A 24,872-nucleotide genomic window follows, 5' to 3' on the forward strand; every position below is an offset into this window, starting at 1 on the left:
TGCTGTAATATTTGTAATATTGCATTAATTATATACTCTAAAAGTAATTATCCCCGTAATTATGAAACTTGTGTACCCCTTGCTTTTTGCATGGCTGGTTATTTTTCAGCTTTGCTTATGCCAGTATGGCTTTGCCCAAGCCAGATCGGAAAGCAGTGAGGTAGTTATTAAAGAATTCCCGAAAGGTAAGAATGCTATTTTTGATAAGGATAGTACGGTATCTTACAGTTTTAACCTTAAAAACACTTACAGAATCAAGCAAGAGGGAAGGTTATCTTACCAGATAAGCACTATGCGCGGTAAGTTTATCGCGAAAAGTTCTGTAGCGGTAAGCCTTGATCCTTTATCATCAAGCATGGTAAATCTAAATATGCCCGGACAAAAAACCGGGTTTTATAAGGTTAACTTTATGCTGAATGTGAATGATTATGACGATACGGTACGCAGGGTTTTTGGTGTGGATATCAATCATATTAAATCGGATGTGCCCAGGCCGGTTGACTTTGATGCTTTTTGGAATAAAGCAAAAAGCGACCTGGCAAAAGTTCCCCCTAATTTTAAGGTGACGGAAAGGCCGGATCTATCAAGCGCCACCGACCAGATTTTTTTGGTAGAAATGCAATCGTTGGATAATGTCACCGTAAGGGCATGGCTCACTTTGCCCAAAGACAGATTGCCCGATGAAAAGCTACCGGCCTACATTATGCTCCCTGGCTATGGTGCCGAACTGGCGCCGTTTAGAAACGTGCCACATTTTGCGTGTTTGGCAATTAACGTGCGCGGATTGGGCAATAGTAAAGATGTAATTGGCCCAACCCGCGATCAATACATTACCTATAACATTCAGGATAAGAACAAATACATATACCGCGGCGCGATAATGGATTGTATCCGCTTGCTTGATTTTGTAGATACACGGGCAGAGATGGATCCATCATCGGTGTTTTTAACCGGGGGTAGTATGGGGGCGTATCTGGCTTTGGCGGTTGCGGGTTTGGATAAGCGGGTTACTTTGTGCTCGGCCAATAATCCAACTTTTTCTGATTGGCATACGCTGGTTGGCTCGGGCGAGTTCCCAATGTATGATATTGAGAAATATGCCCGGCAAAGATCCATGAAAATGGAAACCGTATTGCACACGCTGGATTATTTTGACCTGAAAAACTTTATGCCCAACATTAAATGTAAAAGCATTTTTGCCATGGGTTTGCTGGATAAGTTTGCACCACCCCAAACCGAAATGGCCGCTTATAACAAAATAGACTCCAACAAACTCCTATTTATTTATCCAAATCTGGGCCACGAAGTCGACCCAGGTTTAAATGCCATAACCGGTAAATGGGTTTACGATAACTTTAGGATATACGAAAAGGTAATGGCGCAAAATCCGCTGAATGCTGAAAACGCTGTTCAGGGTGATACGCATAAAATAAAGGTGGATGAAATATCGATACAAGAAGTGCCCGCGGTTAAGGATGCCATATTTAAGGCCAATAAAAAGGTAACTTATACCATTGATGTCCGCAATTATTACAACACCACACAACAGGGCCATATAGGGTACCAAATAAGTAGTACCGATAATACACCCATTTCACAAGAATTGTTTGCCATCAAGCTTGAGCCAAAGTCATCTAAAAAGGTAACATTAGATATGCCTGTGCAGCAAAGCGGCTTTTACAAAGTGAACTTTACCATTAATGTTACCGATTATGATGATACCATAAGGCGTGTGTTTGGGGTTAGCCCTGAGCATATCAAATCCAACACACCTAAACCGGCCGACTTTGAAGAATTTTGGGAGAACTCCAAAAAAGAATTGGCTAAAGTTGAACCCAATTTCAGAATGGAAGAGCAGCCCGAATTGGAGCGCGATGGTATAGATGTGTTTTTGGTAGAAATGCAATCATTAAATAACATAACCATCCGGGGATATTTAACCATCAGGCATGATAGGCGGCCCAATGAAAAATTCCCGGTTTGGATACTGGTACCGGGGTATGGTATAACTGGAGTGAAGCCAATTTATGGATCATCCGAGGTAGCCGTTCTTTCACTAAACGTGCGGGGAGAAGGTAATAGCCGGGATAAAATAGCGCCAAGCCGTATCGGATATTTAACTACCAATATCGAAAATAAGCTGAAATATATTTACCGTGGCGCTATTATGGATTGCATTCGCGGGATAGATTTTGTGTGCTCAAGGCCGGAGTTGGATTCCAAATCTATCATTTATGCCGGTGGTAGTATGGGGGCCTATTTATCGCTCATCGCGGCAAGTATTGATAAACGGGTAAAATTATGCTCGGCCAATAACCCTGTTTTTTCTGATTACCGCTCATTAGGCTACGATGTTTGGCCAATGAGGGATATTAAGCAATATGCCGAAGATAACTCGCTTGATATGGAAGCGATATTGAATAACCTCGATTACTTTGATCTTAAAAACTTTACCTCTAAACTACGCGCTAAAACGTTATTAGGTATAAGCTTGTTAGATAACTCGGCGCCGCCGTATAACGAGTATGTGATGATCAATGCCATGCCAAACAAAAATAAGATGTTTATTTACCCCAATTTGGGGCACGAAGTTCCCCCTTCGCTCTTTTCATATTTAAGTTTGTGGATGATGGATAACTTTGGGCTGTTTTAGGTGCTTTATGCACCTTTGGAACAATCTTTGCCTATAAAAACTTATCAGCAACATTAAAAACGCTATATTTATAGCAATGCATTTTTTCTTTACTAAAACACATAAGCATATCAATATTTTTACCAGGGCAGCCCTGTTTCTTGTTTTTTTCACGACATTGCTTAGTGCCAATAATGAGGTATACGCCGGTGGTAAACCGGTAGGTAAAAAGCGCTTGTTTTTAATACCAGCCGCCGCGTATTTTTTTAACAGTAGTTACTGGGATAGGAGTGGGGTTTACCGCAGTTATAACAATGATCTGCACTTTGGTTCTAAAATCTTATCTATCAACAGCGAATACGGTTTTTCCAGGCGTGTTTCGTTAATGGCATCAATTCCTTTTATTAGCAACAGTATATCACAATCAGGCTATTCTGCAAGTGTAAGCGGTTTTGGCGATGCCGAATTGGGAATAAGATATTATTTGGCCAACATTAATTATAACGTTTACTTTTCTGTTCAGGGTAACATCGTGGTGCCATTATATAGTAACGAAGTAGGTAAAAGTTTAGGCTATGGCTCGCTTGGTACAGATGTTAAGTTGATAGGTGCGGGTGATTTTTCAATCGCGTCACAAAAGTTTTATTGGGAAATCAATACCGGCGTACGGCAATTTTTAGATGATAGCGGTCCGTTCCAATTGAAAAACTCTTTGAGTTTTAGCTATTCTATCAATAAAAAGAACCAGGTATCTTTAGCGGGTACTTCGTTGTACTCATTTAGCACGCTGAAACAGCCACTCAATGTAGATAACCCTCTGGACGTTGCCAGTACTAAAGACTTTAATTTTAATCAGCTTACAGCCAGCTACGCCTATAGCATTAAGCGTAACAAGAGTTTGTTTTTTAGTTTCAGCAAGTTTATAACAGGCAGAAATACAGGTGCGGGTACAACGTTATCAATAGGGTACGTTTATAAATACTAACCTATACTCATACAAGGTGAAGTTAAGTTTCAAAATATTTTTATCGTTCAGCATATTCTTATTAAGCGGATATAGCACATTTGCGCAATTTATTTTACCCGAAAATTTTAACAAAAGCAAAGTAGATAGTATTGCCGTTCATCATGATGCTAACGAGGTGCAAGGCGATGTATATATCAATATCAGACCAGGCGAGCGTAACGCTATTTTTAAAACCGACGTTAATTATACCTTAAAGGTTACCAATGCCTATAAAGTACCACAAGAGGGCTATATCAGTTGTTTTGTTACTACCGACGAGAACCGAAAGGTATTTGTTGATTCGATTTTTGTTAAGCTTGATAAGAACAGCAAAAAAAGTGTTCATTTTAAAATTAACGCCAGTCAGGATGGTTTTTATAAAATTGGTTTTGCGTTCCATTTAACCTATTATGATGATACGGTTAGGCGCGTGTTTGGTATCAATCCATCCAGGCTAAATACACAACTTCATAAGCCTGCTGATTTTGAATCGTTTTGGCGTAAAACCATTGATACATTAAAAATGGTAGCTCCCCAATATAAGGTGACTTTAGAGCGGGCGCTATCTATCAATAATAAATCGGTTTATTTGGTCGAAATGCACTCCTGGGGTAACGCGGTGATACGTGGCTGGTTAAGTATTCCGAATGATCATGGTAAAAGGATCGCTGTTAAATACCGTTTGCCGGGATATGTTGTTAAAGCCGAACCGAGCTTGGATGATGATGATTTTGCCGTGTTCAATATTAATGTGCGCGGTAATGGTAATAGCAAAGATGCCATTGATACGCATGGCGAATACAACCTATACAACATAGAAAACCGCGACCAGTATGTTTACCGTTCTGTGTATATGGATTGCGTACGCGGCCTCGATTTTTTATGCTCGCATGCCAATATGGGGCTTGATACTACTAAAATAATGGTTGACGGTGCCAGCCAGGGTGGTAGTTTGGTTATTGCCTTAGCCGCTTTGGATAAACGTGTGAAAGTGGTTACCTGCGAGGTGCCTTTGTATGCCGATTTTAGAAAAGCCCTGGCCATAACCCGGTTAAATCCCACATCGCAAACGCCGATTGGGATGATAGCTAAGTACATGCGTAGCCACCCCAGTTTTACCGATGAAAAACTGTTTAATGTTTGGGATTACTATGATCCACTAAACTTTGCCCCTATGGTAAAGTGCCCTGTGTTAATGGGTATTGGTTTATTGGATGAGTTTTGCCCGCCGCAATGCAGTTTTATGATGTTTAACCAGATGAAGAATAAGGATAATGTAGCCTTTGCCAGTCCGGATAAAACGCACGAGGTTGATGGGATATACTATACTTTTCAGTATTTATGGTTTCAGGATCTGTTGAGGCTGCCGTAGAAATAGTTTTGCATTTATTTTTCAGATACGTATCTTTGTTTTAAAGGCACGTGTTATGACTACAAAACTCACATTGACAGTAGAAAAAGGCGTTATTCAAAAAGCCAAATCCTACGCTAAACATACAGGGCGGAGTTTATCCGAACTTGTTGAAAACTATCTTGAAACACTTACTGAAGAAAGAGAAGATACAAAGCACCTTTCTCCGAAACTGAAAAAGTTAGTAGGTATAGTTAAGCTTCCTGATGAGTTTGATGAAAAAAAAGAATTAAGAGAGTATTTTGAAAAGAAACATTTATGAAATCAGTATTTGTTGATACAAATATTCTGATTGACTTTCTTGCCGACCGGAAACCGTTTAGTAAGTTTGCTATAGATATTTTTGATCGTGCTGAGAACAATAAGGTTAAATTGTACATGTCCTCACATTCCTATGCAACCACTCACTATTTGTTAAAGAAGTATCTGGCCGAAGAAGATATTAGAGGGGCACTTCTTTCTTTGTTAGATTTTATAGCTATAGTTCCAATCGATTTCGAGATCATTAAAAAAAGTTTGATGTCCAAACACAAAGATTTCGAAGATGCCATTCAGATATTAGCTGCTCATTCCATTAATAATCTGGATTTTATAGTAACCCGTGATTTGAAGGATTTTAAAGATGCCGGAATTGCAGTTTTACCGCCTGATGAGCTAATTAAATACCTTGATTAATTATTTTTGTTTATAAACACCAAATAGATCGTTTACTGCCTTTATGCGGTAAGCGAATACATTTTTCACTTCTTTTTCTACTAATATGGCGTTAGCTAACCGGCCTATAATGCCAAAGGGTATGGCGTAGGTTAAAATATCAGTCATACACACACCGCCGTTTATTTCTTTAAAATGATGTTCGTGGTGCCAAATGGCGTAAGGGCCGGTGCGTTGTTCGTCAACAAAATAAACATGTTCTTTAACGTGAGTTATCTCGGTAACCCAATTCATTTTGATACCAAACACAGGCGATACTTTGTAAGATATAAGCATGCCAGGATACATTTTGATATCGGGAGTGAAATTGGATGTAATAATAAAATTCATTTTGGCCGGGGTGATCTTTGACAGATTTAGTGGCGATGAAAAAAAATCCCAGGCTTCGGCTAATGGAATAGGAAGATTCTGCTCGAATCTGAATTGATATGTCTTCACTTTAAAGGAACGAAAAACAGCTTAAATGGTTTCCTTTAATTTCTTTTTAAGTAAAGCTATCAATTCATCAAAATCTTTGGGGCTGTAGCCGATAGATTGATAAATGACTTTTCCATTTTCATCTAAAACTACATTACGCGGGATAGATTGTGTTGCGAACAGGCTGAATATCTTGCGCCCCTCATCCGGCAGCATCGGGAAGGTGTATTTGTTGGCATCCTTAAAAGTTAGAACCTTGTCCCAGCCCTCTTCACGACCAAAAATAAAGAGCGCGAATTTTGGATTGGCGCTAAACTTTTCCCAAACTTCCTTTTGTACCCTTGGTAGCTCCATCCGGCAGGGTGGGCACCATGTGGCGAAGAAGTTGATGAGCACTATTTTGCCCCGGTAATCTTGTATACTAACGGTTTTGCCCTTGTCTATTTCGAAACTGAATACAGGAGCGGTATCACCGATCTTTAACAAAGTTGAAGGGTCGGTTTGCTGGGCCCTGCTAAAAAGCGGGATTAAAAGTGTAAATGCAAATACAGCTAAATTTTTCATCAGGATGTTATTTTAAGCAAGATACAACATCCCCATCAAAATTACTGTACCATTTTGTTTGCGCAATACGAGCTGGCGAAAGCCTCGGGCTTGGCCTTAAATACAAAGCCCATACTTAAAATATAACCCATTGCTTCGTGCAGCGCCTGGTTCGATTTAAACATAGGGTTGGTATTAATATCGGCATGCACCTCCAGGTCAACATCATACAAATCAAGCAGATCGCAAAGTTTGTAAGCAATATCGATAGATTTTTGCACTTCGCTAAGCATGCGTTCTTTGATGCTCATTTTTTGCGAGGTACGTTCCTGATGGATAAACATAAAACCTCCGCGTTGCTCGCGTAAAAAAACAATAACGGTTGCAAAATCAGTTACGGAGCCTTTTACCTGCGAATCTGTGCCGATACAAACCTTTAATTTGTTGCCCAGGGCGGCTTCTCTTTCAATGGCCTTTTCTACTTCTTCAATAATGGGGAGCTGAATAATCTCGCCGCTAAATTTTCTCCAGGTCATAATGTTATACGGTTATTTTAAAGCAACCCAACATTGAGTTTACTAAAGTTAAGGCTTAAGTATCCTACTAACGTAAACTGTGCGTCATTTATTTGTTAACATCTGTCTATATATCAACACTTTAAATTGTGTTTTTGATTCGTTAAGACAATTATGCGTTGTCTTTTTTACTATTTAGGTTATATGTACTATATCTGTAAGGCAAACAAATTCGTTAATTAGGTTTTATAGCCATATTTTTGGCCATTATCAAAATAATGAGATTACAGGGCAGGGTTTATTTATGGGTTGTTTGTTTTGTGCTTTGCGCAATGGCAGCATGTAAGCCAAACAGTAGCGATTTACCTGCTGCGCAACCCCCTACAGGACTTGTTGCCTATTTTAACCTGATACCCAATGGTAGCGCTATTAATTTTTATATTAATGGTAGCAGGCAAAATGCTAATAAAATTGCCTATAACGAGTACTCTGGCTATATAACCGTTCCATCCGGAGAGCAATCGGTTTTGTTTAAAACAGATAGTTTGCGTAATAATCTTTTTGATCCGGTAACCGCTACCTTAGCTACCGATTACACTACCATATTTGTAACAGGGAATTCTGCAACCAACCTGATCTATGCCCGGGATACCGCCGTTATTGATGCAAGTAATTACAAACCTAAATTGAGGTTTATTAATGCATCGGCCAATTCGCCAGGTTACGATGTGGTTTTAAAAAATGTATCTATAAACAATACAGCATATAAAGGCATATCCAAATTTGCCCGTGTTGATACTGGTACTATTGCTGTTAATATTAAGTTGACTGGGAGTTCTACCAGTTTGATAACTAAAACTGTAAACCTGGGGTCTAACCGGGTTTATACTCTGTTTATTTATGGCACATATAGCGCTACAGGCGCAGGTTTAAATTTAGGAGTGATAGCTAATAAATGATATAAGAAATTTGAATGTGCAATATTTAAGCATGTGTTATAAATATTTAAAACTATTGTTGTTGATAGGCTGTGCTTTTACAGGCTTGATACTGTCATCATGCAATAACAATAATGCCGTTAGCCCGGCTGGTTCAACTACCAAAATAGTAGTTGTAAATGCTATTCCGGATATTGGGCCTTTAGCTTTACTTTTAGATAACGCGCAGTTGGGCGGTACTACAGTTGCGGTTGCCTCACGAACTTATTTTAGGTATACAAGCACACCTGCTTATTACAGCATAAAAGCTCAGGATAGTATCTTATTCCAATTACAGGCATATCCTATTAAAACAATCACCAAGCTTAGTTCCATTCATTCTACACGGTCTAATACAGGTTACACCCTATTCTTAACAGGTTTGGCATCGGTAGATAGCTTATTTGCTGTTTTTACAACAGATACTGCGGCCCTGCCACCTTTAGGGTATGGTAAAATAAGATTCATCAATGCATCACCACGCACGCCCGAACTCAATGTTTCTATCAATGGCAGTGCAGGGTTTTCTAAAATAGGTTTTACCAAAGTATCAAACTATGTTGAAGTGCCCGCGGGACTGTACGAGTTTAAGCTTACGGCAAACGGTGCCCCTACTAATGTGCTCAATACCTTATCACGCGTTACCGTGCTCGATGGTAAACTTTATACCTTATATACCAAAGGGCTGGTAGGGCGTATAGATTCGGCAGCTATCGGCTTAAATGTAATTACAAACGTAAATGCGCTTATATTAAAATAGAAGCGATATATTGCTATTTTTGCGATAATAAAAACCACAATATTTTGGAACTGATTAAAACTATTATTGATTTTATACTACATATTGATAAAAACCTCGCGGTTATTATTCATGATTATCAAGGTTGGACCTACCTTATTTTGTTTGCTATAATTTTTGCTGAAACAGGTTTTGTAGTGACACCTTTTTTACCCGGCGACTCGTTATTATTTGCTGCCGGTGCCTTAATTGCAGGCGGTAACACAGGGCTGGATATTTACTTCATGGCCTTAATATTGATAATTGCGGCCTTTGCCGGTAATACGCTAAACTACTTTTTAGGGAACTATCTGGGCGTAAAGGTTTTTAAAGCCGAAAACAAGGTTTTGAAACTGGATTACTATCTACAAACACAAAGTTTTTTTAATAAACATGGCGGTAAGGCTGTAATATTCAGTCGGTTTGTACCTATTATCCGTACAATTGCTCCGTTTGTGGCGGGTGTGGGTAAGATGCCCTTTGGCCGCTACAGTTTGTATAATATCATAGGTGGCGCATCATGGATCATTATCTTTTTGTTTGCCGGTAAGTTTTTTGGTGAGATACCTTTCTTCAAAAATCACTTCCCCTTGGTTTCTTTAGCAATTATATTAATATCGGTTATACCAGCTGTATATGCAGCCGTTAAAGCCAGAAAAAGCTCTAAAACTGCTTAGTTTATCCAAATAGCAATCTCGATTTTTTCCCCCGGTAAGCATACCAAAAGCCATATGTTGGGCCTATTAAAAAATAGATAAAGCCTGCTATGCCCGAAATAGAGGCGGGTAAAATTATAGCTAACAGGATGCTTATACAACCTATGATCATACTCATCAGGTTTACATAAGTAGTAGTTTGGGTTTCAAATAATTCTTTGGCTGTGAATTCTAATTCAGTGGCATGCCGTTCCGCATTCTTGTACATTAAAAAGAAAAGCAAGTAGATGGCTACATAACCGGCTCCATAAATTATCAGTAAAGCCGGAGCCTGTGCAGGGGTCATTCTTTTGATCAGTTCGCCGTGTTCTATATAGCTATCTTGCAAAAGCAGAGTGGATAGAAATTTGAGCGGGTATATGTAAATAAGAGATATAAATAATAGGATCCCATTAAGAACTGTGGTGTATCTATCGTTTAGACCATACCGCCTGAAGAAAATATTTTGGCTGCTCCATATCGTGAACAGTAAAATAAAGCACATGCCAAAGCTTAACGTACCCTTCATTAGTTCAGTAAGTTCGGTGAAGCTTTTAGGTACTTCTATAGACATAACGATGAGCGTTAGCGCGAATGCGAATACGGCATCACTAAAAGTTTCGAGGCGTAACGGCTCGTGACAACGCCAGCGGATACGATCTGTTGTATGTTTTTTGAAGGTAAGTTTTTCTCTCATGCTTTATTTCTTTTCGCGTGATATAAGTTTCCCTTGTTTGTATAAAAGCTGTTCGTAATTTACGGCATTTTGTTGATTTGTATTTAAAAGATTTTTGTCTATCAGCTTATTCAAATCAGGCTGACCTGCATCTACCCATGCCGAAAACCAAAAACATCCAACCTCTAATATAGCCGCACGCATTTGCCGTTCTATCATTCCATGTAGTGCTTTTTGATACGCGGCCGAATATTCAACAGAATAATCTTTATTGGTTTTACCATTACGTTTCACCATTTCATATTTTTTATCTGCTGGGAAAAGTACGCTTAAATTCCGCTCAAAAACCAATACCGAATCGACACATTTAAACGTGCGGCGGCTTATTTTCCAGGCCTCTTTAAGCGGACTCTCAATGTAATGTGCACGGCCAACATAATAATTGTACTTGTCGCTGAAAAGCTCAGGTACACGGGTTTCCCAAAAGGAGTGGATTCCGAGTTGGTTGGTAAATTGCCCATTGTAATTCTCTGTCATATGTAAAGGTACGTGTGCATCGGCTATGTAGTGGCCCAGGTTGGCCGATGTGCGCAAAATAGCAGTGGTATCTTTATCCTTAAAAGCCTGAACAAGCTTGTAATAATAATGTTGGATCGTCCACGGAACGGTTCCGTATTTGTTGAGGCTATCGGCACTGTACTGGCGTTCCGCCTCGGCCCAGCGTTGTGGCATTTTATCGAAAGGTTTTTTACCGTAATGGTCGGCATCGAAAAAGTGTCGCGGACCTTCGGTTGAATCTACATAACGCTTTTTATCGGGGTCTACAGCGTGTTCTGTAATGAAATCAATATTGACTTTGTAAAAAGGCAACATTCCGGCAGGGAGCGTAAAAACAGCTATACGGTTAATGCGTTTATGAGCGAAGAAACCCCATGAAGCGCAAAGGGTAATAATTATTACGCATAACAGTAAAAGAGTAAGCTTTTGCTTCATGCTTTAAATATGCGCGAAAAGTTTTGGAGTTTACTTTCTCACTTTTTTAGGTGTAACAATACCAGGTCGTTTTTTAGCTCGGATATTGATTTTACGATGGTTTGGCTTTCAATCATTTTAGCATCGGGTTTTAGTTTAGCCATGGAGTTGGCATAAGCTTCTGCTAATAGTTTTTTAATGTAAGGTTCAGGGAAATTAGATGGGCTGATTACTTTGATGTACCGGTATTGACTGCCTTTACCGAGTAATAACTTTTCAGGATCAGAGATTTGTGAGCCCCGGTAAAAACCGAAATGTACATCTTTATTGCCATACACGGCAATGGAACAAAAAGTATCGCCCAGTTTTTCGGTAGGCGACCAGCCGAAGGCTACCGCGTTATAGTTATCGTAAATTAATTCGTTACATTGAGGATATTTATCCCAAACATAAGCACGTAGCCAAAGTGCCAGCTGTTGGATATCCTCATTAAAAGCTGATAGAAATTTGATCAAATCGGTTGTTTGAGATTTGGGCATGAGTAAATTTAAACATAAGCCGTCTGATTTGCAATGTATTATTAGATAAAAGTTGAGGGTGTAGGGGTTTGGTCTATTTGGTTACCTGGTTGTTTTGAGGAAAGATGCGGATAGTTTTGATATACCTTGATTCGTAATAAATGCTATGGAAATCTGTTTCGGTTACGCCATAAGCTTTGCCGGATGTTGAATGTATAAACCGGAGCGGCTCTTGCGGTAATGAAGATATGATCCCCATGTGGCCTACAACTCGCACTGTGGTATCGGTTCCGGTGAATAATATCAGATCACCTAATTTGGCATCCTTTAGCTCAATTTCATGCTCTACGGGTGTAAAGTCAACTGAGGTGCGGGGAACCTTTACATTAAAATGATTGAATACATAGGTTACAAAACCAGAACAATCAAAGCCTTTTTGGGGATCGATAGATCCGTATAAGTACGGTGTACCTTCGAGCGAGCATGCAAAATTGACCATTTGCTGCGGTGTGGTTTCACCTGTTTCAATGTGGATTATGTGCTCTGCCTGGTAAGGTGTCAAACGGGTAGGAGCGTTGCCTGGATTATCGCAGGCATATAGCATACCAATAAACACCAGCATATTAAGTTGTTTCCACATACCAGCTTAACACCATGATAGATGTTTTGTTGGTATTATTGCCTTAAATAAGAAAGCCCCCGGGTAATCAGTCCGGAGGCATCACTTAACAAATCAAACAAACAACAATCTTTATTACAATCCGTTTGCACGGACGGTAATTTCCGCAATATCTAATACTTGTATCTCTTGTTCCTTTTCAAAGTGCTTAACACCATCCCGCAGCATGGTCATACAAAAAGGGCAAGCAGCGGCAACTACTGTGGCTTTAATGTCAATAACATCTTGTATACGTTCAACGTTAATATCTTTGTTCCCTTTTTCGGGCTCTTTAAACATTTGGGCGCCACCTGCACCGCAACATAAACCGTTTGATTTACAGCGTTTCATTTCTACCAGTTCAGTATCCAGTATCTCTAACGCTGCTCGCGGAGCTTCGTAAATACCGTTACCACGCCCTAAGTAACATGGATCGTGATAGGTTATTTTTTTGCCTTTGAAACTTTCGCCACCCTCGGCTTTAAGTTTACCATCGTCAATTAATTGTTGAATGAGTTGGGTGTGATGGATGACATCGTAATTACCACCTAAACCAGGGTATTCGTTTTTTATGGTATTAAAACAATGCGGGCAGCCCGTAACTATTTTTTTAATGTTGTAGGCGTTTAGTGTTTCAATGTTCACCATAGCCTGCATCTGAAATAAAAATTCGTTACCTGCACGTTTGGCCGGGTCGCCGGTACAGCTTTCTTCGGTACCAAGTACGGCGTAACTAATCCCTACATGATGCAAAATTTTACAAATGTCGCGGGTTATTTTTTGAGCACGCTCGTCAAAGCTGCCTGCGCATCCAACCCAAAACAAAATTTCGGGTTGTTTGCCAGCTGCTACCATTGCGGCCATTGTTGGTATTTCCTGCATCGTCATTACTTCTCGTTATATTTAATTGGTCTACTCGCTTATCGCGGATAAAAACTCATCAACACTGCTGTAATCTTTAAACTTGATGGTTGAGCTGCTGTTTTTTAACTGAGTTAGAATATCAAATGCAACTTGTAGCGATTCAATCTCCAGGCCAAGCATATTGGTATCCCAGTTAATACCGGCAAGTGTATCGTTCTCGCTCATGCCTACGCAGCCGCTTTCTAAAAACTCGGATAGCGGAATCATAGCAGGTAAATAGCCTTTCCATTCGTTCCGTGCACAAAGTTTAGCATCAGCCTTGTCCGACCAGAACGGGATCACATCAATCTCCTCACTGTCGTTAGAATGTGAATTTGCCCACCCGTCTTTATTTTTCAATCCCCACACCAAATTTGATGCAGCTGTTTTTTCAACGAATAGTTTATATTTAGCGTCTGTAGTATCGGTATTTGGTAACATATGTTCTTTTTATACTTCGTTATTTGCCCAGTTTAACCTGTCGGCGTTTGAGTACTTCCATGGGGCGCCATTATTTTCTACGTTGCCAAACATGTTGTTGATGCTGGCTGGTGCCTGTGACTCTTCCATTACAGCGAATTGGCGCAGGCCTATGATAATTTCCAGTGGGTTAATGTTAACCGGGCAGGCCTCTACGCAGGCGTTGCAGCTTGTACAGGCCCAAATTTCTTCTCGGGTAATGTAGGTATCTAAAAGCGACTTGTCGTCTTTAAATTCTTTGCCTTGTTTATCTATATTGTTACCCACTTCGGTAATCCTGTCGCGGGTATCCATCATTATTTTACGTGGTGATAATAGCTTGCCTGTAATATTAGCCGGACATACAGATGTACAACGGCCACACTCGGTGCAGGTGTAGGCCTCCATCAGGTTTTTCCAGGTGAGGTCGGTTACATCTTTTACGCCAAAGCGGCCCGGCTCGACGGCGGCTTCCGGTACAAAAGTTGGATCCAGCATGGCTTTTACCTCGCCGGTTACCGATGCCATATTATTGAACTTGCCTTTAGGGTTTAAGTTAGAATAATAGGTGTTTGGGAAAGCCAGCATAATGTGAAAATGCTTAGAGTAAGGCAGGTAATTTAAAAATGCCAGTATACCAATGATATGAAACCACCAGCAACCCCGTTCTATCATCTCTAATGCTCCGGTGCTGGTTGGTAATAGCGGAGCTAAAAAACTACTTACCGGGAAACTGCCCGCCTGAATGTAATGGCCGAAGTTTAATAATTGCAGTTTGTGATCGGCAGCATTCATGGTGAGGAAGGCCGACATTAATAAGATCTCGGTAATGAGGATATAATTGGCATCAGACTTAGGCCAACTGGTCATTTCCACACCACTAAAACGCTTTAATTTAGCAATGTTCCTTCTGCACAAAAATACAACGCAGGATACTAATACCAATATTGCCAGTATTTCGAACGAGCCGATCAGCAAGCTGTATAAACCACCTAAGGATTTAGAAAAGATGCGGTGTGAGCCGAAGACACCATCGATCATGATCTCCATTACCTCGAGGTTGATGATGATGAAGCCCGCATAAACAAAGAAATGTAGTATAGCGGCAAAAGGCCGCTTCACCATTTTGGTTTGGCCGAGCGCAACTTTAGCCATAGTTTTCCAGCGTAGAGCACGATTATTCGACCTATCCGTATCACGGCCTAACAATATGTTACGCCTTATTTTAACTACGTTTTTACTGAAAAGATAAACCGAAGCGCCAAGAATGAGTATAAAAATGAGTTGTGCAATCATTATGCATGCATAGTATTTTAAATCTAAAGTAGATAAATCCTATGAATTGCAAAAGGTTTTTTTAAATTTTAAAATGTTGGTTAAAAGCCGTGTATATGGTGCTATACCTGTTTTTTGAAAAAAAGTTTCGATAAATAAAAAAAGACGCTACATTTGCAATCCCAAACGGGCAAGGTACCATAGCTCAGATGGTAGAGCAATGGACTGAAAATCCATGTGTCGCTGGTTCGATCCCAGCTGGTACCACACATCAACAAGCTTCTTAGTTAATTCTAAGGAGCTTTTTTTATGCCTTAAATACACTTTGTGAACTCAAAACGCTGTTTTTGAAACCTGTTAATTTATAAATTATTTGACAGAGGTCCGTACGGACTTGGACAATGCTATCAAGCTTCAGGTAAAAAAACAGGTCATAATGGTGATGATGTTAAAGCAACGTTTCTTCAAACTGAGGAGAAAGTATTCTATTCTGCAAATCAACCAACAATTAAATCTATAAAATCTACCTTTTTTATGGATTTAATTTTGATTATTCATTTTCATCCTTACATTTGCCTTGGTTATTATGTTAAAACAAGGTACCATAGATCAATTTTTAATGCGAATGCCTCTTGCTCAAGAGGTCATGTGTAGCTGTTGTCGTTAATTCCGCAGGCTAAAACACATTCATTAACTATTCAGCTGATATCTTACATGTCTCATTTATTATTTCCACGTACTTTTCGTTTTCGCTTCTTTGGTATTCTACTGGCAGCAAGCACTATCGTCTTATTGTTCAGCTCGGCCATCCGAATGACCAATAACGCTGCTTTTCATCTTTCGGTAACACGTCACAATATACAGCTGGCGGGGCGTCACCTTAATTACCAGGCCACTGCCGGTTACCTAACCATTAAGGATGAAGCCGAAAACCCGTTTGCTAATATCTTTTATACCGCATATGATCTGGAAAGTGGTCATCCGGCCGATCGCCCTATAACGTTCGTATTCAATGGGGGACCGGGTTCTGCGGCCATCTGGCTCCACATGGGTGCTTTTGGTCCCGTAAGGGCCTCGGCAGATAAAAGGGGTTATAGCTCAAACCCAAATTCATGGATCGGCTTTACCGATCTGGTGTTCATCGATCCGATAGGTACAGGTTACAGCAAACCGGCCGATGGCATTGATGAGCGTCGATTTTTTGGGTATCATGAAGATATTCGTAGTATAGCTCAGTTCATTAAACTTTACTTGGCCGACCATCATCGCGAAAGCAGCCCCAAATTTTTGGCCGGCGAAAGTTACGGTGCCGTACGTGCTGTGGGTTTGGCCGCTTATTTACAAGACAGTTTGCAGGTCAGCCTTGCCGGCTTAACGCTCATCTCACCAGCACTTAATTACCGCTTGGTCACTTTTCGTTCAGGTAACGATCAGCCTTATGCCTATTATTTGCCAACTTATGCTATGGTTGCACAAAGCCACCACCGTTTATCTGCGGAATTAGAGCAGCTGGCCCCAGAGCAATTAATGGCTAAAGCGGCTACTTTTAGCAGAGGGACTTATACCAACTTCTTAAAAAGTGGCCAGATCATCTCATCGCAACTTATTGATAGGCTAAGCTATTTTACAGGTTTGGATAAAACGCTATTGAAACTGCTGAACGGCCGCGTTACCGATAGCCAATTTACCAAGGCCTTGCTACATACCGATCACCAGGTGGTAGGTACCTTTGATGGCCGCGCGACCGGAAACGACCTGGCCGCCGACCCAAGCGAAACAGCCATCCGGAGAGTATTCACCAATGCTTTCCGCAAGTATGTGGGCAGTCAATTAGCTTACGAGAATCACCTGCCTTACCTGGCCACCACGGCCATGGGCAACTGGAACTACGGTGCCGAAGCGGCCAACGGTTACCTTGATGTTACAAGCACACTTAAACGGGTGATGGAGCAAAACCCTACTTTAATGGTGAAAGTAGCCAGTGGCTATTATGATCTGGCCACGCCCGCGGCCACTACAGATGAGGTGATCCGCAACCTGGGTTTAATTCCGGGGTTACAGCAACATATTTCGGTAGATCATTACAACGGGGGGCACATGATCTATCTAAGTACGGGGGCCAATGCCTTGTTCCGTGCGCAAAGCGAGCAGTTCTATCAACAAACTTTAAAAACATCTACCAGGTCATAAGTCATGTTAAATACAAGGTTATTTATGCTATAAAGCGATGTTAAAAGGTTGGCTGGCCGAGCGGTTAGGCACAGGTCTGCAAAACCTGATACAGCGGTTCGATCCCGCTGCCAACCAACCTCACCAGGTGGAGTGGCCGAGTGGTTAGGCGGAAGTCTGCAAAACTTCTTACGACGGTTCGAATCCGTCCTCACACCTCATAACAAAAATAAAATGATCTGCTACTACCCAACATTGCACAAAGAACATCAGTCAGTTGTTAAAGCAAAGCCGAAACGATATATTAGGCAATATATGATAAAGTCGTGCTTTGTTTTCCTCCTCATTATTTTCACAAGCACACGCCTTTTTGCTCAAAATGCGGCATTACACGGCGTGGTTATTGATAAACAGTCGGGTAAGACTTTGGAATATGCCAACGTCAGCTTGTTTCGGTCAGCCGATTCGTCGCTGGTAATCGGTAGCATTACAAAAGCCGATGGTGTATTTAATTTTACCGCCTTAAAAGGCGGAAGTTATTTTATAAAAGCAAAGTTTATTGGATATAACACCAAATTGTTAGACGGTATTTTGTTATCTAAAGCACAAAAGCTCAATATTGGTGAGATAAGTATCAGCCCCAACAAAAAGTATCTAAACGAAGTTAAAGTTACTGGCCAAAAAGCCGCAGTAATTAACAAAATTGATAAGCAGGTTTATAGTGCCGGACAGTTCCGATCGGCAACGGGCGGCAATGCCATTGATGTATTAAAAAACATGCCGTCGGTAGCTGTGAATTCGCAGGGTGAGATCAGTGTTCGCGGTTCAAGTGGTTTTTTGGTACTCATCAACGGTAAGCCGGTGCAAGCCGATGCCGAAACTGTGCTAAGCCAGCTACCGGCGAATTCCATTGAAAATGTAGAAATAATTACTTCACCGTCAGCCAAATACGATGCCGACGGCAAAGGCGGGATTATCAACATTACTACAAAAAAAGGAACCGGAAACGGTGTTTCGATAGCAGCTAACGGGCAATATGGCCTACCCGAAACACATGATTATGGCAATAAGGTAACACCCGGCCGATATGGGGGCGATGCCACCATAAATTATAAAGTAAACCAGTGGGATATTTCGGTTGGCGGAAACTATTTACGTAATGATATTGCAGGGCAGCGCGAAGGGGATGTAAATACTACCATAGCTAACCGTTATACAACTTTTCCGTCTTTTGGCGAACGAAGTTTCAGGAGGAGTAGTTATGCGGCTCGGGCAAATGTAACCTACGCACCCGATAAGAACGACGCCATAACAGCAGGATTTTACCATGGTAGCCGTACGCAATATCGTATTGCAAACCTTGTGTATAATAACACGAAAACTGATATCAATATAGGTAAAAACATCGGGAAAACCACGTATTACAACTCAAACCTGGTAAAACGACAGGGTGATTTTACTTTAGGCAACCTGGACTATATTCACACCTTTAGTGACAAATCTACCATCGCATTGTCTGGGTTGTTGGAGTATGATGAGTTGGATGGCTTTACACACAATCGTAACCTCAACTACCCGGATACCAATACGTTACAGCAATACACTGCCAATACCAATACTAATCCCTTGCACGGATATCGTTTTCAGGCCGATTATGCGGTTAATTTAGGCCAAGGTAAGCTGGAGGCCGGTTACCAGATTAAATACCAAAAGCAAAATGGCTCTTTTTTAACACAATTGCAAAGCCTGGCATCAGGGCCGCTGGTCGATCAATCGTATAATGTTACCGATGTTACCAATACCGTGCAGGGGTTATACGCCCAATACTCGGCTAAGGCAGGCAACCTGCAGTATACAGGCGGGCTAAGATATGAGTACGCTACACGCTGTTTTTCGGCAAACCAAAGTCAGGGTTTGTATAACCTGTACTTGTCAAACCTATTTCCATCTGCTAACTTGTTATACACTTTAAAAGATGGTTTGAAATTGAAAGCCGGATACAGCACACGGGTACAACGAACAAACTTTAACGAACTTAACCCGTACCCGGAACGTGAGCATTCTGAGACTCAGGAACTGGGCGACCCTAACCTGCTGCCTGAATTTGTTAACCTATACGAATTAGGGGCTATAAAAGCCGTTAAAAACGGTTCAGTATTCGCCACCTTGTATCACCAGGATATTAAAAATGCCATTAACAGGGTAAACAAAGTATTAACCGACACCATATTGTACCGTATATATACCAATGCGGGTAATGCCAGTTTATGGGGCGTAGAGTTTGGCAGCGATGTTAAATTGGCCAAATGGTGGCAGTTGTATGTGGGTGCTAATATTTACAACTATAACATTACCGGTAACCTGTTTGGCAACGCGGTGGCGGTGAACAACTCGAGTTGGAATTATTCTGTAAATGGTAATACTACAATAACTTTTGATCCTACAACAAGTTTTCAGTTCAATATCAACTACCTGTCTGAGCGTGCAACTGCCCAGGGAAAAGATTCGCGGTTTATTACGCCAAACGCATCTGTAAAAAAAACCTTGATGAAAGGACGACTTGCAGCAACCTTGCAATGGCAAAATATTGATTTGGGCCTGTTAGGTACAAACCGCCAACGTATTACTACCTATGGCAATAATTTTTATACTACAACAAACTATATACAGGAAACTGATATGCTTTTGCTCAACTTTAGTTTTAATATTAACCAGTTAAGTAAAAAATCGAAATTACCAGCCAGTGAGTTTGGCGACAAAGAATTTTAAGAGCAGCGTTATGAAATTAGTCAAAAAAGTAGCAAATTTAATATTTCCTTTTATTGGGGTGTTAACATTGGCTTGTCATCAACAGGATAAAACCTACACCATGGCTGCTGTAAAGACTACAGGTAGTAGTGTGTTTAAAAAAACTAGTTTATGCTGCGAGTCGAACATTCCCTCGCGGTTTAAAACTGTGGCTAATGCGGGTATTAATATATCGCCGCAAGGTAGTGATAAAAGCCGCGACCATATGGTTTGGATACCCGCCGGAACCTACATGATGGGTGCCGATAACAAGCAGGCTTTACCGGATGAATACCCTAAGCATAAGGTTTCGGTAGATGGATTTTGGATAGATGTGACCGAAGTGACCAATGCACAATTTGCCAAATTTGTAAAAGCGACGGGCTACGTGACCACCGCCGAGCAAAAACCTGATTGGGAAGTGCTTAAAAAACAGCAGCCACCCGGTACGCCCAAACCACCTGATAGTTTATTGGTGGCAGCGTCGTTAGTGTTCGTGCCTTCCAAAAAGCCGGTGAGCCTTGAAGATTATAGCCAGTGGTGGCAATGGAAAAGGGGTGCCAATTGGAAACACCCTCACGGGCCTGGCACCACACTTGTTGGTAAGGCTAATTTCCCGGTAGTGCATATTTCTTATTTTGACGCGCTGGCTTATTGTAAATGGGCTGGCAAACGCTTGCCTACCGAAGCTGAATGGGAATGGGCGGCCCGTGGTAAACTCACTAATAATATTTATCCCTGGGGTAACGAAAATATTAATAGCGGCAAGCCAAAAGCCAACACCTGGGAGGGTAATTTCCCCTATAGAAATACTTTAAAAGATCGTTTTTATAGCCTGGCACCGGTAGCTTCTTTTTCGGCCAATGGTTATGGGCTTTATGATATGGCCGGGAACGTATGGGAATGGTGTGCCGACCGTTATGATAGCCGTTATTATGCAACGCTTGATCCTAAAGGGGTAAAGAATCCTAAAGGGCCAACCAAGTCGTATGATCCCGAGGAGCCTTTAGCGCCCAAGAGAGTTGTGAGAGGCGGGTCTTTTTTGTGTAACGAAAGTTATTGTACGGGGTACCGCGTCGCCCGTCGCATGAAAACCACGGAAGACAGTGGCATGGAGCATCTGGGATTTAGATGCGTAGCCGACAGATAATAAGATATTTTTTTTTAAATAAATTTTGCACTAACAAAGCGTTTTGTTTACTATTGTAGTAAGTCTATAGATTTAATAGACTATTAAAAAGTAAAATGAATTTATCACCTATCCATCTTACATTCAATCTATCGGGTACTGGCTTCAGCGCCCGAATGCGGATGCGTTGCTACTGTTGTTGATTCTTATAACAGCGCAACTATTTCATACTACACCACATAATAACTGTGGTACCACATCAAATTTAATTAAAACATTTCAACTAGACCCAGAACGGGTCGCAGGCAATAACTTACAGGAGGAAGAACACCATGAAAAAATAAATACCACGGTCACCAAATAAAATAGGGAAAGGTTTTACCCTTTCCCCGAGATCTAAAACAACGAAGCAGAGATCGATTGGCGTTGAGCCTGCTTCATTTATGTCATTTTAAACTAGTTCAAAATTATGCAAAATATTGCAAATATAAGGACGGGTCATATCCCTTTCTTATCGCGGATACCCCTCCGTTTTCTTATCGTATTTTTATTCAGCTTTTTTACGGGCGCGGCATTCGCGCAAAACCAACCTACCATCAATTCCAAACTTGTAGGCCGGGTAGTTGACGCAACCACCAAACAACCCCTACCCGGCGCAGTGGTACGTATTGAAGGTACTACTCACGCGGTATCTACCGATCTTGATGGCAAATTCAGTTTCGTTACCGGTCAAAAATTCCCATATATTCTTATTGTCAGCTTCATCGGATATGAGCAAACTAAAATCATAGCCAACGGCAGTCCGATAGAGATCGCTTTAAAGGAAATATCCAACCAACTAAATGATGTAGTAGTTGTGGGTTATGGTACACAAAGGCGCAAAGATATCACAGGCGCGGTAGCATCGGTGCCAGCTTTGGCGTTAGCCCAGCCTTCGCTATCATTCGATAGGGCCTTGCAGGGTACTATATCCGGTGTTCAGTTCACGCAAGCCAGCGGCCAGCCGGGCGCGGGTACTACCGTGCAAATCCGGGGTGTTAACTCGGTTAACGCTGTAGCGGAACCCTTGTACGTTATAGATGGTTTCCCTACATCAAACAGCAACTCGTTAACAGATGCGGGCGTTACCGGCGGTACTGCCATTAACCCGTTAGCATCCATTAACCCTGGCGATATCGAAAGCATCGAAGTACTGAAAGACGCTTCCGCGACGGCGATCTATGGTACACGGGGTGCTAACGGTGTCATCATTATTTCAACTAAAAAAGGTAAAGCGGGCCAGTCGTCCATTACTTATGATGGTAGTTATGGTTTGCAAAGAGTTACCCGCACACTTGACCTGCTGAACAGTGATCAATGGGCAGCTTTGCGTACAGACGCCTTTATTAATACAGGTAAGGCCGCACCTACTACGGCGGCGTTATTTCCTTACGGGAATATTAATACCGACTGGCAAGGGGCTGCCTTTCGCAGGGCTGGTATCCAAAGCCATACGCTATCGATCCTTACCGGGACAGATCGTACGCGTATCGCTTTTTCGGGTAACTATGCCGATCAGGATGGCACCCTCCAAAACACCAACTTTCAGCGATACGGCGGCCGTTTGAACGTTGAACAAAACTACAGCGATAAATTAAAGATAGGCGCCTACGTAGCCGGAGGGCATACCGTAGCACAAGTAGCACCCAACAGCGTTGTACCCGCTATTTTGTTGATGACACCAACCACGCCGGTTTATAATGCCGATGGTACATTCTTCCAAAAAAATGCTTTCGAAGGGGTTTACGGCAACCCGATCAATACGCTTTATAATCAGATCAATACCACTACCACCAACCGAATATTGAGCAACATATCCGGCGATTATAAATTTTTCGAAGGATTGACTGGTAAGGTTTTGTTCGGTGTAGATATCATCGATAATAAACAGAACCGGTACCTGCCATCAACAGTTTACGAGGGCTCGGGCTTTGGCGGATTAGCCGAGACCGGCACTTTGTATTCAACCAACTGGCTTAACGAAAATACATTGACCTATGTCAAAAAAACAGGCAAACATTCAATTAATGTATTGGCTGGTTTTACGCAACAGTCTTTCCGTGCAGAAGGAGCTGTAGCAGGTTCATCGGGCTTTGTTAGCAATTTTAGCACCTTTAACAACATTGGTTCAGGAAGTGTAACCTCCATTACAGGTAGCGGATTCGCCATCGCGCCGTCATCATCCTATAACGCGTGGGCATTAAACTCGTTCCTGGGCAGGATCAATTACGGTTTTAATGATAAATACTTGCTGACACTGACTATCCGTGCCGACGGCTCTTCAAAATTTGCGCCCGGCCACCAATGGGCAAGCTTCCCATCAGCCGCCTTTGCATGGAACGCTTCGAGCGAACCTTTCCTGAAAAACATAGAAAGCATTACCCAGTTAAAGTTAAGGGCAAGCGCTGGCTTAACAGGCAATAGCGATATTCCGCCATACCAGTCTTTCTCGCAATTGGGTTCGTACCGTTACAATTTCGGTAATACCACCGTGATCGGTTTCGCGCCTAACACATTGCCTAACGAAAACCTGACCTGGGAAAAAACGGCACAATATGATCTTGGTTTCGATCTTGGCTTGCTTAAAGACCGCATTAGCCTTGTAGCGGATGTTTACTATAAAAAAACCACCAACCTGCTCATCTATTTACCATTACCTGCTACCAGCGGCTTAACCATCATTACCAACACCGCTATCACCAACCCGCAACAGTTTGAAAATGTTGGATCGGTAGAGAACAAAGGTTTTGAGTTGAATCTGAACACCCATAACCTGATCGGTGCATTTCAATGGAACACCAACATCGTATTCGCTATTAACCGTAACAAGGTGTTAAGCTTAGGCGGCAACGGTGTAGATCAGTTCATCCCCGATTCATCCTTGCCATCTATCCTAAGGGTAGGTGAGCCCATAGGGTCGTTCATTGGATACAAGACCAATGGTTTAATCCCAGCAACTGGTGTAGCATTGACCCCGGCAGCTAACACAGCGCCAGGTGGTCAGGCTTATGCCGATATTAATGGCGATGGTAAAATAACCCAGGCCGGCGATCGGTTGATACTGGGTAATTCGCAACCAAAATTTTCTGGCGGGATAACCAATACCTTCAATTATAAAGGTTTCGACCTGAGTGTTTTTCTGCAAACATCCTATGGCAATAAAATATATAACCAACAGCGGGCTATACTGGAGTTAGGTACAGGTTATACTAACGCTACAACTACCTTGCTTAACAGGTGGACAGCTACCAATACCAATACTGATGTGCATAGCGCTTTTCAAGATCCGGCCGCGACCATATCTGATCGCTTTATTGAAGATGGCTCATATCTGCGTTTAAAAAACCTGAGCTTGGGTTATACCATACCAAAATCCATCCTGTCAAAGTCGCCTATCCAAAAGGTACACGTATATGTATCGGCTGTTAATTTGGCCACATGGACACACTATACCGGTTATGATCCCGAAGTGAGCACTAATGGGCAAAATGCCATCACCTCCGGTGTCGACAATGGCGCTTATCCCAACAGTAAAACCATTATAGCAGGCGTATCGGTTACGCTCTAACAAAAATATTTACAGCAAAATTCATTATAAT

The 24,872-nt window shown here is 41.6% G+C and carries 22 protein-coding genes and 3 tRNA genes; 15 read left to right on the forward strand and 10 right to left on the reverse strand.

The annotated features are described in order from the left end of the window. Window positions 1-61: 61 nt before the first annotated feature. The 5 genes from ABIN91_RS05640 to ABIN91_RS05660 all read left to right on the forward strand — a co-directional run bounded on the left by ABIN91_RS05640 (window position 62) and on the right by ABIN91_RS05660 (window position 5,724). A complete protein-coding gene (locus ABIN91_RS05640) occupies window positions 62-2,653 on the forward strand; it encodes an acetylxylan esterase (RefSeq protein WP_348049361.1) in 2,592 nt (863 codons plus the stop codon). A gap of 76 nt (window positions 2,654-2,729) precedes the next feature. Further along, a complete protein-coding gene (locus ABIN91_RS05645; protein WP_348049363.1) occupies window positions 2,730-3,617 on the forward strand; it encodes a hypothetical protein in 888 nt (295 codons plus the stop codon). 16 nt (window positions 3,618-3,633) lie between these two features. Next, window positions 3,634-5,010, forward strand: a complete 1,377-nt coding sequence (locus ABIN91_RS05650) for an acetylxylan esterase (protein ID WP_348049365.1) — start codon at window positions 3,634-3,636, stop codon at window positions 5,008-5,010. A gap of 55 nt (window positions 5,011-5,065) precedes the next feature. Next, window positions 5,066-5,311: a DUF6364 family protein gene (locus ABIN91_RS05655; RefSeq protein WP_348049367.1), complete on the forward strand. Its 246-nt coding sequence runs from the start codon at window positions 5,066-5,068 to the stop codon at window positions 5,309-5,311. Further along, window positions 5,308-5,724, forward strand: a complete 417-nt coding sequence (locus tag ABIN91_RS05660) for a PIN domain-containing protein (protein ID WP_348049369.1) — start codon at window positions 5,308-5,310, stop codon at window positions 5,722-5,724. Before ABIN91_RS05655 ends, ABIN91_RS05660 begins: the two co-directional genes overlap by 4 nt. On the opposite strand, the gene ABIN91_RS05665 is transcribed toward ABIN91_RS05660, so the two are convergent. The 3 genes from ABIN91_RS05665 to ABIN91_RS05675 are packed head-to-tail and all read right to left on the reverse strand — an operon-like array spanning window position 5,725 to window position 7,259. Next, on the reverse strand, window positions 5,725-6,201 hold the full coding sequence (locus ABIN91_RS05665) for an SRPBCC family protein (protein WP_348049371.1): 477 nt from the start codon (window positions 6,199-6,201) through the stop codon (window positions 5,725-5,727). Window positions 6,202-6,222: 21 nt separating this feature from the next. Further along, a complete protein-coding gene (locus ABIN91_RS05670; RefSeq protein WP_348049373.1) occupies window positions 6,223-6,744 on the reverse strand; it encodes a redoxin domain-containing protein in 522 nt (173 codons plus the stop codon). A 41-nt stretch (window positions 6,745-6,785) separates the two neighbouring features. Then, window positions 6,786-7,259: a ribonuclease H-like YkuK family protein gene (locus ABIN91_RS05675; RefSeq protein ID WP_348049375.1), complete on the reverse strand. Its 474-nt coding sequence runs from the start codon at window positions 7,257-7,259 to the stop codon at window positions 6,786-6,788. A gap of 311 nt (window positions 7,260-7,570) precedes the next feature. Between ABIN91_RS05675 and ABIN91_RS05680 the strand changes: the two genes are divergently transcribed. From ABIN91_RS05680 to ABIN91_RS05690, 3 genes are read left to right on the forward strand one after another with little or no spacing between them, the layout of a single operon-like run. Then, a complete protein-coding gene (locus ABIN91_RS05680; RefSeq protein ID WP_348049377.1) occupies window positions 7,571-8,197 on the forward strand; it encodes a DUF4397 domain-containing protein in 627 nt (208 codons plus the stop codon). Between the two features lie 31 nt (window positions 8,198-8,228). Beyond that, a complete protein-coding gene (locus ABIN91_RS05685) occupies window positions 8,229-8,975 on the forward strand; it encodes a DUF4397 domain-containing protein (RefSeq protein WP_348049379.1) in 747 nt (248 codons plus the stop codon). Window positions 8,976-9,019: 44 nt separating this feature from the next. Continuing rightward, window positions 9,020-9,670 carry a VTT domain-containing protein gene (locus ABIN91_RS05690; RefSeq protein ID WP_348049381.1) on the forward strand — a complete coding sequence of 217 codons (651 nt, stop codon included), beginning with the start codon at window positions 9,020-9,022 and terminating at the stop codon, window positions 9,668-9,670. 1 nt (window position 9,671) lies between these two features. Here ABIN91_RS05690 and ABIN91_RS05695 read toward each other — a convergent pair whose 3' ends face one another. The 7 genes from ABIN91_RS05695 to ABIN91_RS05725 all read right to left on the reverse strand — a co-directional run bounded on the left by ABIN91_RS05695 (window position 9,672) and on the right by ABIN91_RS05725 (window position 15,170). After that, complete coding sequence (locus ABIN91_RS05695) at window positions 9,672-10,385, reverse strand: TMEM175 family protein (RefSeq protein WP_348049383.1); 714 nt, start codon at window positions 10,383-10,385, stop codon at window positions 9,672-9,674. A gap of 3 nt (window positions 10,386-10,388) precedes the next feature. Then, a complete protein-coding gene (locus ABIN91_RS05700; protein ID WP_348049385.1) occupies window positions 10,389-11,357 on the reverse strand; it encodes a zinc dependent phospholipase C family protein in 969 nt (322 codons plus the stop codon). Between the two features lie 38 nt (window positions 11,358-11,395). Beyond that, a complete protein-coding gene (locus ABIN91_RS05705; protein ID WP_348049387.1) occupies window positions 11,396-11,875 on the reverse strand; it encodes a hypothetical protein in 480 nt (159 codons plus the stop codon). Between the two features lie 73 nt (window positions 11,876-11,948). Further along, window positions 11,949-12,494 carry an NlpC/P60 family protein gene (locus ABIN91_RS05710; protein WP_348049388.1) on the reverse strand — a complete coding sequence of 182 codons (546 nt, stop codon included), beginning with the start codon at window positions 12,492-12,494 and terminating at the stop codon, window positions 11,949-11,951. A 114-nt stretch (window positions 12,495-12,608) separates the two neighbouring features. After that, the gene (locus ABIN91_RS05715) at window positions 12,609-13,394 is read right to left on the reverse strand and encodes a (Fe-S)-binding protein (RefSeq protein ID WP_348049419.1); all 786 of its coding nucleotides are present in this window, start codon (window positions 13,392-13,394) and stop codon (window positions 12,609-12,611) included. A gap of 30 nt (window positions 13,395-13,424) precedes the next feature. Continuing rightward, the gene (locus ABIN91_RS05720) at window positions 13,425-13,856 is read right to left on the reverse strand and encodes a DUF2750 domain-containing protein (protein ID WP_348049390.1); all 432 of its coding nucleotides are present in this window, start codon (window positions 13,854-13,856) and stop codon (window positions 13,425-13,427) included. A gap of 9 nt (window positions 13,857-13,865) precedes the next feature. After that, a complete protein-coding gene (locus ABIN91_RS05725) occupies window positions 13,866-15,170 on the reverse strand; it encodes a (Fe-S)-binding protein (RefSeq protein WP_348049392.1) in 1,305 nt (434 codons plus the stop codon). A gap of 173 nt (window positions 15,171-15,343) precedes the next feature. On the opposite strand from ABIN91_RS05725, the gene ABIN91_RS05730 reads away from it, so the two are divergent. The 7 genes from ABIN91_RS05730 to ABIN91_RS05760 all read left to right on the forward strand — a co-directional run bounded on the left by ABIN91_RS05730 (window position 15,344) and on the right by ABIN91_RS05760 (window position 24,841). Further along, window positions 15,344-15,416, forward strand: a tRNA-Phe gene (locus ABIN91_RS05730). 447 nt (window positions 15,417-15,863) lie between these two features. Further along, the gene (locus ABIN91_RS05735) at window positions 15,864-17,339 is read left to right on the forward strand and encodes a hypothetical protein (RefSeq protein WP_348049394.1); all 1,476 of its coding nucleotides are present in this window, start codon (window positions 15,864-15,866) and stop codon (window positions 17,337-17,339) included. Between the two features lie 46 nt (window positions 17,340-17,385). Continuing rightward, window positions 17,386-17,456: transfer RNA gene (locus ABIN91_RS05740), tRNA-Cys, on the forward strand. Window positions 17,457-17,465: 9 nt separating this feature from the next. Next, window positions 17,466-17,537: transfer RNA gene (locus tag ABIN91_RS05745), tRNA-Cys, on the forward strand. A 96-nt stretch (window positions 17,538-17,633) separates the two neighbouring features. Beyond that, window positions 17,634-20,087: an outer membrane beta-barrel family protein gene (locus ABIN91_RS05750; RefSeq protein WP_348049396.1), complete on the forward strand. Its 2,454-nt coding sequence runs from the start codon at window positions 17,634-17,636 to the stop codon at window positions 20,085-20,087. Between the two features lie 10 nt (window positions 20,088-20,097). Continuing rightward, window positions 20,098-21,255, forward strand: a complete 1,158-nt coding sequence (locus ABIN91_RS05755; protein ID WP_348049398.1) for a formylglycine-generating enzyme family protein — start codon at window positions 20,098-20,100, stop codon at window positions 21,253-21,255. Window positions 21,256-21,703: 448 nt separating this feature from the next. Further along, entirely contained in the window at window positions 21,704-24,841 is a 3,138-nt protein-coding gene (locus tag ABIN91_RS05760) for a TonB-dependent receptor (protein WP_348049400.1), read from the forward strand. Window positions 24,842-24,872 lie beyond the last annotated feature (31 nt).

The sequence above is a fragment of the Mucilaginibacter sp. genome (genome assembly GCF_039921305.1).
Lineage (GTDB): Bacteria > Bacteroidota > Bacteroidia > Sphingobacteriales > Sphingobacteriaceae > Mucilaginibacter.

Coding starts and splice junctions, on each gene's coding strand:
- ABIN91_RS05640 (WP_348049361.1), top strand. CDS start 62: ATGAAACTTGTGTACCCCTTGCTTTTTGCATGGCTGGTTATTTTTCAG.
- ABIN91_RS05645 (WP_348049363.1), top strand. CDS start 2,730: ATGCATTTTTTCTTTACTAAAACACATAAGCATATCAATATTTTTACC.
- ABIN91_RS05655 (WP_348049367.1), top strand. CDS start 5,066: ATGACTACAAAACTCACATTGACAGTAGAAAAAGGCGTTATTCAAAAA.
- ABIN91_RS05660 (WP_348049369.1), top strand. CDS start 5,308: ATGAAATCAGTATTTGTTGATACAAATATTCTGATTGACTTTCTTGCC.
- ABIN91_RS05670 (WP_348049373.1), bottom strand. CDS start 6,744: ATGAAAAATTTAGCTGTATTTGCATTTACACTTTTAATCCCGCTTTTT.
- ABIN91_RS05675 (WP_348049375.1), bottom strand. CDS start 7,259: ATGACCTGGAGAAAATTTAGCGGCGAGATTATTCAGCTCCCCATTATT.
- ABIN91_RS05680 (WP_348049377.1), top strand. CDS start 7,571: ATGGCAGCATGTAAGCCAAACAGTAGCGATTTACCTGCTGCGCAACCC.
- ABIN91_RS05685 (WP_348049379.1), top strand. CDS start 8,229: ATGTGTTATAAATATTTAAAACTATTGTTGTTGATAGGCTGTGCTTTT.
- ABIN91_RS05695 (WP_348049383.1), bottom strand. CDS start 10,385: ATGAGAGAAAAACTTACCTTCAAAAAACATACAACAGATCGTATCCGC.
- ABIN91_RS05700 (WP_348049385.1), bottom strand. CDS start 11,357: ATGAAGCAAAAGCTTACTCTTTTACTGTTATGCGTAATAATTATTACC.
- ABIN91_RS05705 (WP_348049387.1), bottom strand. CDS start 11,875: ATGCCCAAATCTCAAACAACCGATTTGATCAAATTTCTATCAGCTTTT.
- ABIN91_RS05710 (WP_348049388.1), bottom strand. CDS start 12,494: ATGTGGAAACAACTTAATATGCTGGTGTTTATTGGTATGCTATATGCC.
- ABIN91_RS05715 (WP_348049419.1), bottom strand. CDS start 13,394: ATGCAGGAAATACCAACAATGGCCGCAATGGTAGCAGCTGGCAAACAA.
- ABIN91_RS05720 (WP_348049390.1), bottom strand. CDS start 13,856: ATGTTACCAAATACCGATACTACAGACGCTAAATATAAACTATTCGTT.
- ABIN91_RS05725 (WP_348049392.1), bottom strand. CDS start 15,170: ATGATTGCACAACTCATTTTTATACTCATTCTTGGCGCTTCGGTTTAT.
- ABIN91_RS05735 (WP_348049394.1), top strand. CDS start 15,864: ATGTCTCATTTATTATTTCCACGTACTTTTCGTTTTCGCTTCTTTGGT.
- ABIN91_RS05750 (WP_348049396.1), top strand. CDS start 17,634: ATGATAAAGTCGTGCTTTGTTTTCCTCCTCATTATTTTCACAAGCACA.
- ABIN91_RS05755 (WP_348049398.1), top strand. CDS start 20,098: ATGAAATTAGTCAAAAAAGTAGCAAATTTAATATTTCCTTTTATTGGG.
- ABIN91_RS05760 (WP_348049400.1), top strand. CDS start 21,704: ATGCAAAATATTGCAAATATAAGGACGGGTCATATCCCTTTCTTATCG.